This is a genomic window from Mesorhizobium erdmanii (assembly GCF_013170725.1).
Classification (GTDB): domain Bacteria; phylum Pseudomonadota; class Alphaproteobacteria; order Rhizobiales; family Rhizobiaceae; genus Mesorhizobium; species Mesorhizobium erdmanii.
On sequence record NZ_CP033361.1, the window covers coordinates 1,817,189 to 1,830,272 of the forward strand.

The 13,084-nt window shown below is 63.6% G+C and carries 15 protein-coding genes and 1 pseudogene; 7 read left to right on the forward strand and 9 right to left on the reverse strand.

Annotation, left to right across the window (positions count from 1 at the left end; genetic code table 11):
• Positions 1 to 65: 65 nt before the first annotated feature.
• From EB233_RS08755 to EB233_RS08775, 5 genes are all read left to right on the forward strand, one after another.
• Positions 66 to 971, forward strand: coding sequence for a carbohydrate ABC transporter permease (locus tag EB233_RS08755; RefSeq protein ID WP_015315632.1), 906 nt, complete (start codon positions 66 to 68; stop codon positions 969 to 971).
• A 1-nt stretch (position 972) separates the two neighbouring features.
• Positions 973 to 1,932, forward strand: a complete 960-nt coding sequence (locus EB233_RS08760; protein WP_064991920.1) for a carbohydrate ABC transporter permease — start codon at positions 973 to 975, stop codon at positions 1,930 to 1,932.
• Positions 1,929 to 2,153: a hypothetical protein gene (locus tag EB233_RS08765; protein WP_064991921.1), complete on the forward strand. Its 225-nt coding sequence runs from the start codon at positions 1,929 to 1,931 to the stop codon at positions 2,151 to 2,153. The genes EB233_RS08760 and EB233_RS08765 overlap by 4 nt, the downstream gene beginning before the upstream one ends.
• A complete protein-coding gene (locus EB233_RS08770; protein WP_064991922.1) occupies positions 2,150 to 3,253 on the forward strand; it encodes an ABC transporter ATP-binding protein in 1,104 nt (367 codons plus the stop codon). The genes EB233_RS08765 and EB233_RS08770 overlap by 4 nt, the downstream gene beginning before the upstream one ends.
• 106 nt (positions 3,254 to 3,359) lie before the next feature.
• Entirely contained in the window at positions 3,360 to 4,463 is a 1,104-nt protein-coding gene (locus tag EB233_RS08775) for an ABC transporter ATP-binding protein (RefSeq protein ID WP_064991923.1), read from the forward strand.
• Between the two features lie 12 nt (positions 4,464 to 4,475).
• Here EB233_RS08775 and EB233_RS08780 read toward each other — a convergent pair whose 3' ends face one another.
• The 4 genes and pseudogenes from EB233_RS08780 to EB233_RS08790 form a co-directional block, all read right to left on the reverse strand.
• Complete coding sequence (locus tag EB233_RS08780) at positions 4,476 to 4,907, reverse strand: DUF4437 domain-containing protein (protein ID WP_064991924.1); 432 nt, start codon at positions 4,905 to 4,907, stop codon at positions 4,476 to 4,478.
• A gap of 150 nt (positions 4,908 to 5,057) precedes the next feature.
• Positions 5,058 to 6,029, reverse strand: coding sequence for an AraC family transcriptional regulator (locus EB233_RS08785; RefSeq protein WP_064991925.1), 972 nt, complete (start codon positions 6,027 to 6,029; stop codon positions 5,058 to 5,060).
• 71 nt (positions 6,030 to 6,100) lie between these two features.
• Positions 6,101 to 6,208, reverse strand: a pseudogene (locus EB233_RS31780) (AraC family transcriptional regulator); the annotation flags it as partial.
• A 163-nt stretch (positions 6,209 to 6,371) separates the two neighbouring features.
• The gene (locus EB233_RS08790; protein WP_244277819.1) at positions 6,372 to 6,950 is read right to left on the reverse strand and encodes a TetR/AcrR family transcriptional regulator; all 579 of its coding nucleotides are present in this window, start codon (positions 6,948 to 6,950) and stop codon (positions 6,372 to 6,374) included.
• 96 nt (positions 6,951 to 7,046) lie between these two features.
• On the opposite strand from EB233_RS08790, the gene EB233_RS08795 reads away from it, so the two are divergent.
• Positions 7,047 to 7,955 (forward strand): SDR family oxidoreductase, encoded by a 909-nt coding sequence (locus tag EB233_RS08795; protein WP_064992110.1) that lies wholly within the window; start codon positions 7,047 to 7,049, stop codon positions 7,953 to 7,955.
• A gap of 16 nt (positions 7,956 to 7,971) precedes the next feature.
• Here EB233_RS08795 and EB233_RS08800 read toward each other — a convergent pair whose 3' ends face one another.
• Positions 7,972 to 8,319, reverse strand: coding sequence for a GFA family protein (locus EB233_RS08800; RefSeq protein ID WP_064991927.1), 348 nt, complete (start codon positions 8,317 to 8,319; stop codon positions 7,972 to 7,974).
• Between the two features lie 115 nt (positions 8,320 to 8,434).
• Here EB233_RS08800 and EB233_RS08805 point away from each other — a divergent pair, with 115 nt between their 5' ends.
• Positions 8,435 to 9,748: an amidase gene (locus EB233_RS08805; protein WP_064991928.1), complete on the forward strand. Its 1,314-nt coding sequence runs from the start codon at positions 8,435 to 8,437 to the stop codon at positions 9,746 to 9,748.
• On the opposite strand, the gene EB233_RS08810 is transcribed toward EB233_RS08805, so the two are convergent.
• The 4 genes from EB233_RS08810 to EB233_RS08825 are packed head-to-tail and all read right to left on the reverse strand — an operon-like array spanning position 9,749 to position 13,059.
• Positions 9,749 to 10,138 carry a hypothetical protein gene (locus EB233_RS08810; RefSeq protein ID WP_064991929.1) on the reverse strand — a complete coding sequence of 130 codons (390 nt, stop codon included), beginning with the start codon at positions 10,136 to 10,138 and terminating at the stop codon, positions 9,749 to 9,751.
• 40 nt (positions 10,139 to 10,178) lie between these two features.
• Complete coding sequence (locus EB233_RS08815; protein WP_081294333.1) at positions 10,179 to 11,165, reverse strand: hydroxyacid dehydrogenase; 987 nt, start codon at positions 11,163 to 11,165, stop codon at positions 10,179 to 10,181.
• 2 nt (positions 11,166 to 11,167) lie between these two features.
• The gene (locus tag EB233_RS08820) at positions 11,168 to 11,887 is read right to left on the reverse strand and encodes a FadR/GntR family transcriptional regulator (RefSeq protein WP_064991931.1); all 720 of its coding nucleotides are present in this window, start codon (positions 11,885 to 11,887) and stop codon (positions 11,168 to 11,170) included.
• A gap of 2 nt (positions 11,888 to 11,889) precedes the next feature.
• Positions 11,890 to 13,059, reverse strand: a complete 1,170-nt coding sequence (locus tag EB233_RS08825; protein WP_027054375.1) for a mandelate racemase/muconate lactonizing enzyme family protein — start codon at positions 13,057 to 13,059, stop codon at positions 11,890 to 11,892.
• Between the last annotated feature and the right edge of the window lie 25 nt (positions 13,060 to 13,084).

A 13,084-nucleotide genomic window follows, 5' to 3' on the forward strand; every position in this document is an offset into this window, starting at 1 on the left:
CTTGATGTCCCACGGAGGGGGCGGTGTTGCCTCCTCCGTTTTTTTCTTGAACTGGGAGCAGGGTCTTGGCGACCACGATGATCACCACGCTCGACAGGTCCTCGCGCGCCGCGGCGCGCGGTCTGAGCGATATTTCCATCCGCAATCTCTTCATCATCCCGACGGTTCTGTTCCTGATCGTCTTCAACATCTTTCCGCTGATCTATTCGCTTGGCTATTCCTTCACCGATTTCCGCGCGTCGACAAACGCGCCGGCCAATTTCGTCGGGCTGCAGAACTATCGTGATCTGCTCAACGACCCCTATGTCTGGTCGAACTTCGCCATCACCGCGAAGTACGTGATCGTCTCGGTCGTCGGACAGCTGCTCGTCGGCTTCGGCGTGGCGATGCTGCTCAATCGCGATATTCCGCTCAAGGGGCTTATCACGACGCTGCTGCTGCTGCCGATGATGCTGTCGATGGCTGTCGTCGGCCTGTTCTGGAAACTGCTTTACGACCCGTCATGGGGTGTCATCAACTATGCGCTCGGGCTCGGCAATTTCGAGTGGCTGGCCGACCCCAAGATGGCGCTCTATGCCGTCGCGCTGACCGACATCTGGATGTGGTCGCCGTTCGTCATGCTGCTGTCGCTGGCCGGCCTGTCGGCGGTGCCGAAACATCTCTACGAAGCCGCCGCAATCGATCGCGCCGGGCCGTTCTACACCTTCTTCCGCATCACGCTGCCGCTGGTCGCGCCGATCCTGATGATCGCGGTCATTTTCCGCACCATGGAAGCATTCAAGACCTTCGACCTCGCCTACATCCTGACCAGTCAGCCGACGGCCGAACTGATCTCGATCAGGCTCTACAAGATGGCGTTTCAGGAGTGGCAGACCGGGCGCTCCTGCGCGATGGCCTACATCGTGCTGATCATGGTGCTGGCGATCACCAACATCTACGTCAAATACCTCAACAAGGTGAAGGAGCGCTGAGATGGCCGCAGTCCGCACTTCTTCCGAAATCGGCTTCAACCGCGTTGCCATCGTCGCCGTGCTCCTGGTGACGATCATCTTCCTGGCGCCGATCTACTGGATCGCCTCGACGGCGTTCAAGCCGCGCAACCTGGCCACGACCATCCCGCCGACGGTCGTCTTCCAGCCCGAGATATCGCCTTTCGTGAAGCTGTTCACCAAGCGCTCGCAAATGCGCAACCCGCCATCGCCGGAAGAATACGCAGCGGCGCCATGGTGGGAGCGCGTCGTTTTCGACGGCGGCGAAAAGATCGTGCGTGACGGCAAGGGCCAGGTACAGTGGTCGGGCTATCCGAGCCGCTTCCTGAATTCGCTGATCATCGCCATCACCTCGACGGTGCTGGCGGTCGGCATGGGTACGTTCACCGCCTACGGCTTTTCGCGCTTCAAGGTGAAAGGGGAGGCTGATCTGCTCTTCTTCATCCTGTCGACCCGCATGCTGCCGCCGGTGGTGGTGGCGATCCCGATGTTCCTGATGTACCGCGCGGTCGGTCTCAACGACACCCATATCGGGCTGATCATCCTTTACACCGCCTTCAACCTGTCCTTCTCGGTCTGGCTGATGAAGGGCTTCATGGACGAGATCCCGAAAGAATATGAGGAAGCGGCCCTCGTCGACGGCTACACGCGCATGGAAGCCTTCTTCAAGATCGTGCTGCCGGAGGCTGCCACCGGCATCGCCGCCACCGCCGTGTTCTGCTTCATCACGGCGTGGAACGAATATGCCTTCGCGCTGATCATGACCAATCGCCGTGCGCAGACGGCACCGCCCTTCATCCCCAGCCAGGTCGGCTCCGGCCTGCCGGACTGGACGGTGATCGCGGCGGGAACCTTCCTGTTCCTGCTGCCGGTCGCCATCTTCACCTTCCTGCTCCGCAATCATCTGTTGCGCGGCATGTCCTTCGGAGCGATCCGCAAATGAGCTTTCGCGCCATCAATCAGAAATATCTGGAGCCCGGTTCGCAGGTGCTCATGGTGCTCGGCATCGTGGCGCTCTGCCAGCCGTGGAACATGCTGCTGCACACATATGGCCTGACCATCATCCTGATCGGGCTGATCGGCTTCAACATCACCTCGAAGATCGCGCCTGAGCAAGAGGCCGGCACCGGTCACGCCACGCGAAATCCGGGAGCACAGCATTGACCCAGATCGAGCTTCGCAGCGTCCAGAAATTCTTCGGCGCCGTCCAGGTCATCAAGGACCTCAACCTCAAGATATCAGACAACGAGTTCATCGTGCTGCTTGGCCAATCGGGCTGCGGCAAGACGACGACGTTGCGCGCCATCGCCGGGCTGGAGACGATCGACGAGGGTGACATCCTCATCGACGGCAAGCCGGTCCAGCATCTGAAGGCCGCCGACCGGGACATCGCCATGGTGTTCCAGTCGTTCTCGCTCTACCCGCATATGAACGTATACGAGAACATCGCCTTCCCCTTGCGCGCCACGCGCAAGAGCAAGGCGGAGATCGACAGCGAGGTGCGCTCGGTCGCGAAGACGCTGCAGATATCGGATCTGCTTGGCAAGAAGCCGTCGGCGCTGTCGGGCGGCGACATGCAGCGCGTCGCCATCGGCCGGGCGCTGGTGCGGCGTCCCAAGGCGATGCTGATGGACGAGCCGATCGGCGCGCTCGACGCCAAGCTGCGGGAGGAGATGCGGGCCGAGATCAAGCGGCTGCATATCAAGCAGGGCTCCACCACCATCTATGTCACGCATGACCAGATCGAGGCGATGAGCCTCGCCGACCGCATCGTCATCATGCACGAAGGCGTGCTGCAGCAGGTGGGCACGCCCGACGAGGTCTATTCGCGCCCGGCCAATCTGTTCGTGGCGCAATTCGTCGGCAGCCCGGTGATGAATGTCACTGATGCGGCGGTGGCCGAGAAAGCCTCGTCCGTATCGGTGACCGTCGGCGACGCGGCCACCGGCTTCGAGTTCCCAAGCACGTTGCTGTCAAAACTCAACGGCCACGCCGGCGGCGGGCTTGCGCTCGGCATACGGCCGGAGGGCGTGCTCATTCGCCGTGAGGCGGCCGACGGGTTCATGGCCGTCGAAACGCAAATCGTCGAACCGCTCGGCTCCTTCGACATCGTCGATCTGAAAGTGGGTTCCAACATGCTGCGGGCCCGCACCAAGAGCGGCTTCATCTCAGGTCCCGGCGAGAAGGTTTTCGCCAGGATCGATCCGACGCAGGCGCATTTCTTCGACAAGGCAAGCGGCAAGTCGCTGGAAGTGAGATTGTGATGGCCGAAGGACACGAAAGGCCAACGATTTGGCCTTTCGAACCGTTGAACGCCCGGAGCCATAGCGGAGGGCAGGCGCCCTCGAAAAAGAAATAGAGACGGTAGACATGGCCCATATCCAGCTCAAGAACATCTCGAAGACATTTGGCAACCACACGGCCTTGACCGGGCTCGATCTCGACATCGCCGATGGCGAGTTCTTCGTGCTGCTCGGCGAGACAGGCGCCGGCAAGACGACGACGCTGCGGCTGATCGCGGGCCTCGAAAGGCCCAGTGAGGGGCAGGTCGTGATCGATGGCGTCGATGTTGCCGACTGGGGCGCTGCCGAACGCGACGTGGCGCTGGTGCTGCAACAATATTCGCTCTATCCGCGCTATACGGTGCGGGAGAACCTCGAATTCCCGCTGAAGCCGAAGATCCGCCGGTTGCCCGACGCCGAGATCAAGGACCGCGTCGACCGCGCCGCCCGAACGCTGCGGATCGAGCATCTGCTCGACCGCAAGACCGACCGGCTGTCGGGCGGCGAGATGCAGCGGGTCTCGATCGGCCGCGCCATCGTGCGCAAGCCGCGCGTGTTCCTGATGGACGAGCCGCTGTCGGCGCTCGACGCCAAGCTGCGCGAGGCGCTGCGGACGGAACTGAAGAACCTGCAGATCCAGCTCGGCGCCACCTTCCTGTTCGTCACCCACGACCAGATCGAGGCGATGTCGATGGGCGACAAGGTCGGCGTGCTCAACCACGGCCGCATCGTGCAGACCGGCACGCCGCACGAGATCTACAACAATCCGCGCGACACCTATGTGGCGAGCTTCGTAGGCTCGCCGCCGATGAACCTCATCGACGGCAAGCTGGTCAATGGCCGCGCGGTGATGGCGCCGCTGAATTTCGAACTGCCCTTTTCAGGGGGAGCCAGGGCTTTTCCGGGAGACAAGGCGGGCGGTGCGACCGACGGTCGCCCGCTCGTCTTCGGCATCCGCCCGGAGGATGTCTATCTGGAAAGCGGCGCGCCGGTCGAGGCGCGCGTCCATGATGTCGAGAACCATGGCGTGGAAAAGATCCTGACGCTGCGGGTCGGCGATACGACGCTGCGCGCCACGGTGCCGGCCAGGACCGATGTCGAGATCGAACAGCCTGTGCGCTTTGCCTGGAACCCGGACAAGGTGGTGCTGTTCGACAAGGGCAGCGGTGTGAGTTTGCGGCACGCGTCATAGCCGCACCCTCGCTTATTTCTGCAGGTAGGTCTCGTAGGGCATGTCGTTGATCAGCAGGATCACGCACTCCGTGTCGGACAGGCAAGCGTCGTCATGCATCTCATTAGCCTTCTGGGTCCAGTAGGATCCCGGAGGCAGTTCCACCTTGGTTGCTTCGCCGCCTGCCATCTGCCAATGCGCCCATAGACCCTGGATAACCACGGCGCGGTAGTCGGCCGTATGCGCGTGAACAGGCGCCCGCCAGTTGCCTGGAACTTTCAGCAACGTACCCGCCGGGCCCCTGGCCCGTTCCCCCCACAGTGGTCCAAGGCGCTGTGGCTGGTCCGGTGCTTCGGAAACATAGGGAATCTTGCTGGCCGGCAGGTAGCTGTCCTCCAGGGCAAAGGCGCGCCCGGGGACAACGAACATGGCGGCGAACGCCAGGACCTTCAGATGATTCATCATGGATTCTCTCCTTGAGACGACGTGCCGCCGGCCCCTCATTGCTGACAATGGCAAGCTATTGCATGCAGTCGACCCTGCAATGACATTGCGTCCGGAAGACGTGGCAATTCATCCAGATCCGGCAAGTACCTCTGCAAGCCTGGGATGGCCTCAGCGTTCTTCGGAGGCGCCGTCGACCGGGCGCAAATGGCTGGGCGCCTTGCCGACTATCCGCTTGAACGCGCGGCTGAACGATGCTTCGGACTCGTAGCCCAGTCTGGCGGCCACCACCGATACCCGCATTCGGTCTTCGATCAGCCATTGTCGCGCCTGGTGCATGCGCACGCTGGCGACATATCGAGCCGGTGTCTCGCCGACGACGGCGGTGAACCGTCCGGCGAAGGCCGAACGCGAGGCTCCCATTTCGCGGGCGAGGGATTCGACGGTCCAGTTCCTGTCGGGCTGGCGATGAATAGCCACCAGCACGCGGCCAACGTCCCGATCCCTGATCGCCGCGGTCCAGCCGGTAGTGCCGCCGCCACCGTTCTCTATCCAAGAGCGGATGATGCTTGCGGCCAACACGTCTGCCAGCCGCGCCAGCATGCCGCCGGCGCCAGCGCGATTGCCGGTCACTTCGCTGGCCATGGCGTCCAGAAGGTGCGGAATGCCCGGCTCACCCGTCATCAATTCCCGCGCGCGCATCATTGCCGGCATCATGGCGAGCACAGGATGCGATCCACCCAGATCGAAGCGCATACTGCCGCAAAACAGCAGGGTCTTCTGGCCATCGCCGCCGTTCGAGACGGCGTAGACGTTGTCCTCCAACGGCTTGACGCTGTAGCTCTCGATCGGCACGGCAGGGACGCCCGGCGCGCTGGCGAGAATGTGCTCGGCGCCGCGTGGCAACAGGAGCGCATCGCCGGCCTTCAGTTCCAGCCATTGCCTAGATGGCGAAAACAGCCAGCATCCATGCCGGCCGATGAAGTGAAACCGCGCCGCCGCCTGGGCTGGAAAGAACACGGCCCACGGCTCGCCAAGTTCGCAGCGGCCGTAATCGACGCCGTCAAGCCGCAATCCACGCAGCATTTCGGTCAGCGGACCGTCCGAAGCCGGCAAGACACTCTCAGATGACGTGAAATCCATACCGGTTTTCTAGCGTGGAACCGCCGGTCAGTCACGGCCAAGACGTGTTACCCGGCCTGGCCGATGTCGGCCTATTCCTCGGCGCGCAGATTGCTGGGCGCCGAGCCGATGACGCGCTTGAAGGCGCGGCTGAAGGCGGCATCCGATTCATAGCCGAGGCGCGCGGCAACGACCGAAATATCGCTCCACCGTCACTTCGCGCGCCATGGACTCCAGCAGGTGTGGAAGGCCGGGCTCGTAGGCTTCTGCTCGCTTCGTGCTCGGCTTAGCACTTGGCGACGTCCGGGCAACGTCGGCGGCGATGGCGATGCGGCTGATGCCGCGCGCTCGGTCCGGGAACCATCATGGTCCCCGGGCCGGTGCCGTCGTGACGGCGGCGACGAAGCGGTCGAGACTATCCTCGACATAGACGGCCACCGCGATCGTCGGATCGAAACTCCACCACAGCAACGATCCCTGCCAATGCGACGCCATCAGCAGGCCGATATCCGGTGGCGAGTTCGGCGTTCGCGCGAAGCAAGCCGCGATTGCATTGCACAGGGTTGTCTTCCAGGCCGCGCCGCGCGCCCTGAGCAGCGGATCACGCAGATCTTCGCGCAGAACGAGCAGACCTTCGGCATAAGATTCGATGCCGCCATAGCCCTGCGACAGCGCGACCAGCAATTCGACCGCGCCGGCCGGAGTTTTGGCGACGCTGGCCGCCAGCGTCCTGGTCTTGTCGTCAAGACCATCCCAGGCATGCAGCAGGGTCCGCTGCTTCAACCGCGCCTTGTTGCCAAAGCGTTGCACCAGGGTTGCACCGGAAAGGCCGCATGCTCTTGCGAGGCGCTCGAAGGTGAGCGCCTCGGGGCCATGCTCGTGGATCAATCGCAAGGCAGCTTCCAGCACCTGCTCATCGGACTGCGTTTTGGGTCGGGTCACCTTGACATCCTGATATAACCGAATGATCATTTATATATGATGCGAGTGACGCAAGCCAGCTCGGATTTCATCAATGGTGCCGTTTGGGAGAGTTCAATGACGTTGCAAGGAAAAGTTGCCCTGGTCGCCGGCGGAACACGAGGCGCCGGGCGCGGCATAGCGGTCGAGCTCGGCGCCGCCGGCGCCACGGTCTATGTCACGGGACGGAGCACGCGTGCCCAGCAATCCGAATACGCCCGGCCCGAAACCATCGAGGAGACGGCGGAAATGGTCACGGCGAACGGTGGCACGGGCATCGCCGTCCAGGTCGACCATCTTGTGCCTGACGACGTGCGCAGTCTGGTCGAGCGCATCCGTGCCGAGCAGGGCCGTCTCGACATCCTCGTCAACGATATCTGGGGCGGTGAAAAGCTGTTCGAATGGGACAAGCCGGTCTGGGAGCACAATCTGGAGAATGGTTTGCGCATGCTGCGTCTGGCCATCGATACGCATCTGATCACCGCTCATCATGCGCTGCCCCTCATGATCAGGCAGCCGGGCGCACTGCTGGTCGAAGTCACGGATGGCACCGCCGAATACAATGCCGAGCACTACCGCCTGTCGCCCTTCTACGACCTTGCCAAGGTCGCGGTGAACCGCATGGCGTGGGCTCACGCAAAGGACCTTGCGAAACACGATGCCACGTCCGTCTCGCTGACGCCCGGTTGGATGCGCTCGGAAATAATGCTGGATACTTTTGGAGTGCGCGAGGAGAATTGGCGCGATGCCACGGCAACGGTACCGCATTTCGTGATTTCGGAGACGCCGCGCTTTGTTGGGCGCGCGGTTGCCGCGCTGGCGGCGGACCCGGGTCGCTCGCGCTGGAACGGCCAGTCCCTGTCCAGCGGCGGACTGGCGCAGGTCTATGGCTTTACCGATCTCGACGGTTCGCGGCCCGATGCCTGGCGCTACGTGCCGGAGGTGCAGGACGCCGGCAAGCCCGCCGACGCGACGGGTTACCGGTAAGGCAATGTAGAATCGCTCAGGCCGAACGCCCGTCGAAATCGAAGACCGACAAGGTGGAAGGGTCGACATCGGCAACGCAGTTGAGGTTGATATAGGCGTTGCGCTCACCATCTTCGCGGACGTCCTCGGCGAAAGGGTGGATGCCGCAACCGCGGCAGAAGCGATGCGCGATCTTCGCCTCGCCGAATGTGTAGCGGCCAAGATCGTCGCCCCAGGCGACGAGGGTAAGCCTGTCATGCGGCACGGCCCACAGCAGCGCACCCTTGCGGGCGCAGATCGAGCAATTGCAGCGCACAGCGCCGCCAAGCTCGCCCTCGACCTCGAATGCGACGTTGCCGCAATGACAGCTGCCCTTATACAGCATCAGTATCTTCCTATCGCTGGCAGGTGCAAAGGCACGCTGGCCGGGTTATCCCTTCCGCAGGCCGAACGGCTGCTTGCCTTAAAGACGTTGCATCCTGACGGAGTCCGACATCGACATGCAATCCATCCGCGACCGTCTCGAAATCATCCTGTCACGTCTCGCCAATCGTGCGGCCGACGAGAAGGTCTTCACCAGGCTCTATGTCGAACCCGCACGGGCCGCGGCTGATGCCAGTGACGCCCGCAGCCGAGCCGGCGTGACGCTCGGACCGCTCGACGGCACCCTGGTCTCGATCAAGGATCTGTTCGATGTCGCCGGCGAGGCGACGACGGCCGGCTCACTGATGCGCAAGACCGCCGCACCGGCTGTGCGCGATGCCATCATCGTCAGCCGGCTTCGTCAGGCCGGCGCGGTGATCGTCGGCAAGACCAACATGACCGAATTCGCCTTCACGGCGATCGGCGACAACATGCACTACGGCACGCCAGGCAATGCCGCCGACGCCGGCCATATTCCCGGCGGTTCATCCTCGGGCGCCGGCGTCTCGGTTGGCGAGGGCACGAGCGACGTCTCGATCGGCTCCGACACCGGCGGATCGATCCGCATTCCGGCGGCGCTTAATGGCGTCGTCGGCTTCAAACCGACGGCGCGGCGCGTGCCGCTGGCCGGTGCATTTCCACTGTCGGGTACATTGGACTCGATCGGGCCGCTTGCCCGAACCGTCGCGCAATGCGCCGCAACGGACGCGGTGATGGTCGGCGAGGCACCAAGCGAACTGGCGGCAATTCCCCTCTCGGGACTTCGCATTGGCATCCCACGCGGCGTTCTTTTCGGTAACATGGAAGGCGAGGTTGCGGCGACCTTCGAGCATTGTCTCGGCAAGATCGAACAGGCTGGTGCGCGCATTACGGATCTATCGATTGACGATATGATCGCGGAGTTGCGCGCGGCCACCAAGCGGGGTTCGATCGCCGCCATGGAAGGAGCCGAGATTCATGCCGACTGGCTGGCGACGGGCGTCTTGATGCCGGTCGACCCGCACGTCAGCGGCCCCTTGTCACGGGCGGCAATGCTGCCGACGCCGGTCTATATAAGGGCCTTGCGCCGCCGCGCCGCCCTGGCAGCCGCCATGGACGAGCGGTTGGCATCGTTGGACGTGCTGGCTCTGCCGACCACGCCGGTGACGGCACCGACCATTGTTTCCCTGGCCGGGGATACCGAATTGCGCGACCATGTCGAAGGCCTGCTTCTGCGCAACACGCAGGTTGCCAACCAGTTCGACCTCTGCGCGATCTCGCTGCCGATGCCCGGTATGGCGCTGCCGGCGGGACTGATGCTGGTCGCGCGCAACGGCCATGACCGCCGTCTTCTGCGGATTGCCGCTGAAGTGGAGAGGCTGCTGGGTGGCTCATCGGCAATTGGCGGATAATCAGGGCGACGAACAGTGCTTGCGTTCGTTAGCCGTGGTGGTGCGCACGATGCGGGTCGCGACCAGCCATGGCAGGCTGTAGTCCTTGCCGGTGAAGGTCTGGGTGCGATGCTCTATCGAAGCCCTGACGACGATCTTTCCGCTGTAAAGCACGTCGGACTGATCCGTTATAGCCTTGTCCGATTGCGGCAATCCGCTCGTGTCGATTGACACACCCTTGATGATTGCGCCGTTGACAAGGTCGAGCGCGCTGTTCGAGGGGCAGGGCGCTTTGAAGCAGCGCAGTCCGTTGTCGCAGTAGACATAGCTGCTCTCGGCCGCGGCGACTGCCGGCAGGGTGCAGATCGACGAAGCGACAACAGTCAGAAATGCGAGGCGAAGACCGGACATGGCCGCAACGTCGCGGAGAATTGGGGCGAAACCGCGATTGCTATATGTCGAGCGGAAACCGCCTGCGGTAATGGTCGACCACTTCGGGATTGCGCAGATTGACCGGCAGCTTGCCCGCCAGCACCAGCAAGGCTTCTCCTGCCGCGCCGACGCCCATGCGCATCATCGATTCCTCGGTGATGCCTGCCATATGCGGGGTGATGATGACGTTGTCGAAGCCGAAATAAGGATGATCTGACGGCAGCGGCTGCGTCGAAAACACGTCGAGTGCGGCACCGCCGATGCGGCGTTCCCGCAAGGCGTCGATCAGGGCGTCGTCATCGACGACCGGCCCGCGCGACACGTTGATCAACAGCGCGGTGGGCTTCATGCGGGCGATACGCTCGCGGCTGATCAGGCCGCGCGTTTCCGGCGTCAGTGGGCAGCAGAGCACGATAATGTCGCTCTGCTCGACCAGCGCGTCGATCGACAGGAAGCCGACTTTTTCAGGCGCCGGCTGCATGCTGCGCGTCGTTGCCACCACTTTCAGGTCGAAACCGTGCGCGGCGATATGGCCGACGGCTTGTCCGACGGCGCCGAGGCCGACAATGCCGATGGTTTTGCCGGCGAGCTCGGTATTGGCGTTGGCATGCTCGCGCCCGGCAAGCCAGCCCCGGGCGCGCAGGTCGCGGTCGACCCGGCGGAATTGCCGCAGCAGCGCGAGTGCGGCGAACATGACGTGTTCCGCGACCGAGCGTGCATTGACCGCCGGCACATTGGCCACCAGCACGCCGGCTGCTGCTGCTGCTTCCATCGGGATCATGTCGAGCCCGGCGCCATGGCGGATGGCAGCCCGCAGCTTCCAGGCGCCCTCGAACAGTGCCGGCGGCAGCGGCGCGCGCACGATGACGATGTCGGCATCCCTGGCTTCCCTGGCCAGGGTGGCAGGGTCAAGCGCCGATGCGATCACAAGCTGGCCGGCGCCGGCGAGCTTGGCCGACGCACGCGGGTGCAGCGGATGGGTCGACAGGATCTTTGGCTGGTCCACGGTCAGGCCTTTTCGAGCGCCGGGCTTGGCGACGCAACCGCCTTGTCGCCCTCGATCAGACCCTTCCAGTAGCTCTCCGCCCCTTGCAGGTGGGCGCTCATCAGCGCTTGGGCGAGATTGCCGTCGCGACGCAGCAGCGCCTCGTAGATCTGCACGTGCTCGGCATGCGAGCGCACCGAGCGTTCGGGGTCGTTGAAGTAGATCGGCAGGCGCTGCTCGCCCATCAGATAGTAGACGCTGCAGATATTGTGGAAGACGCTGTTCTTGGTGGCGCGCACGATTTCGAGGTGAAACTCCCGGTCTTCCTTGGCCAGGCCTTCGCCGGCGGCGATGCGTTCCTCGGAAGCCTTGAGGATTTCGCGCAGCCGTTCGAAATTCTCCTCGGTGGCGCGCGAGCAGGCAAGCTCGGCTGCCTTGATCTCGTGGATCTTGCGCAATTCGACCGTCTCGTAAATCTGCAAGGGATCGAGCGGCAGGCCCGCGCGGGCGAAAAGCGCCAGCGCTTCCACGCTTGCCTGCTTGGTGTCGATGTAGATGCCTGACTTGGCGCGGCGCTCGACGATGCGCATGGCCTCGAGGATGGCCAGCGCCTCGCGGATCTGGCCACGGCTGACGCCGAAATGCTCCGCCAGTTCACGCTCCGACGGCGTACGGCCGGTCTCACTGTCCGAGTGTGAGAACAGATAGGCGGCGAGTTCCGCGAGAAGGTTCTTTTCTTTCATCGTCAATTGCGTTGCGCGTGCGCCTCCAGGAATCGCTGCGAAATGGTGAATCCCAATCCGGGCTTTTCCGGGATCGCTATCATACCGTCCGTTGCTTCGACAGTCTCTTCGATCAGATCGTGGATCATCGGGTTGGCGCCGAGCGAATATTCGATGGTGAAACTCGATGGCGAGGCGGCGCAGACATGCAGGCCGGCGAAGAAACAAGGGGCGCCGGCCCACAGATGCGGCGCGAAGCGCAGATTGAAGGCGCTGGCGATGGTGCCGATCTTCATCGCCTCGCTGATGCCGCCGCAGAAGGCGGGATCGGGCTGGAAGATGTCGGCGGCCTTGAGCATGGCGAGGTCGCGGAAGGCATAGCGTGTCGCCTCGCTTTCGCCGGTGGCGATGGGCACGGCGCCGGAGGCGCGCACTTCCGCCATCCCCGGCTTGTCGTCGGCGATCACAGGTTCCTCGAACCAGGCCAGATCGAGGTCGTTGACGAGATGGATGAAGCGCTTGGCTTCCGCCACCGTATAGGTGCCGTGGGCGTCGACCATCAGCTCGACATCAGGGCCGAGCGCCTGGCGCGCGGCGCGCACGCGGGCGGCTGAAATGTGCGCGGCGCCATCCATGGAGCCGACGCGCATCTTCAGCGCCTTGAAGCCGCCCCTGGCAATGTAGGATTTCAGTTGTTCGCCGATCGCATCGGCGGACGCCCAGCCTCCGGAGGCATAGGCCTGGATGCGATCAGCCTTGCGCCCGCCAAGCAGCCGCCAGACCGGCTGGCCCAGCGACTTCCCCAAAATATCCCAGAGCGCGATGTCGACGGCGCTGATGGCGGCGATGCTCATGCCGCGCCGCGCCAGTTGCGGCATGGCGTGGCCGGCGCGTGCGGCGCTGTCGTGGCGCACGCCATTGTAGAGCATTTCCCAGATGATGCCGATGTCGGCCGGGTCGCGGCCGATCAACTGCGGCCCGACCTCCTGGTTCAGCATGTGGACAAGGGCGCCGTAGCTGCCGGCGCTGCCGGCGGCGTTCTTGCCTTCGCCCCAGCCGACCAGCCCGTCATCGGTTTCGATGCGCAGGATGGCGGCGTCGAAGGTCGTCACCTGGCCGAAGTCGCTGCGATGTTGCTTCGCGGCTTCGATCGGGATGCGGACCCACCAGGCTTGGACGGTCTTGATGCGCATGTCTTTCCCCAGCCCTGCCGCCGGT

Coding starts and splice junctions, on each gene's coding strand:
- EB233_RS08805 (WP_064991928.1), top strand. CDS start 8,435: ATGCAATCCATCCGCGACCGTCTCGAAATCATCCTGTCACGTCTCGCC.
- EB233_RS08765 (WP_064991921.1), top strand. CDS start 1,929: ATGAGCTTTCGCGCCATCAATCAGAAATATCTGGAGCCCGGTTCGCAG.
- EB233_RS08810 (WP_064991929.1), bottom strand. CDS start 10,138: ATGTCCGGTCTTCGCCTCGCATTTCTGACTGTTGTCGCTTCGTCGATC.
- EB233_RS08825 (WP_027054375.1), bottom strand. CDS start 13,059: ATGCGCATCAAGACCGTCCAAGCCTGGTGGGTCCGCATCCCGATCGAA.
- EB233_RS08760 (WP_064991920.1), top strand. CDS start 973: ATGGCCGCAGTCCGCACTTCTTCCGAAATCGGCTTCAACCGCGTTGCC.
- EB233_RS08780 (WP_064991924.1), bottom strand. CDS start 4,907: ATGATGAATCATCTGAAGGTCCTGGCGTTCGCCGCCATGTTCGTTGTC.
- EB233_RS08775 (WP_064991923.1), top strand. CDS start 3,360: ATGGCCCATATCCAGCTCAAGAACATCTCGAAGACATTTGGCAACCAC.
- EB233_RS08795 (WP_064992110.1), top strand. CDS start 7,047: ATGACGTTGCAAGGAAAAGTTGCCCTGGTCGCCGGCGGAACACGAGGC.
- EB233_RS08820 (WP_064991931.1), bottom strand. CDS start 11,887: ATGAAAGAAAAGAACCTTCTCGCGGAACTCGCCGCCTATCTGTTCTCA.
- EB233_RS08800 (WP_064991927.1), bottom strand. CDS start 8,319: ATGCTGTATAAGGGCAGCTGTCATTGCGGCAACGTCGCATTCGAGGTC.
- EB233_RS08785 (WP_064991925.1), bottom strand. CDS start 6,029: ATGGATTTCACGTCATCTGAGAGTGTCTTGCCGGCTTCGGACGGTCCG.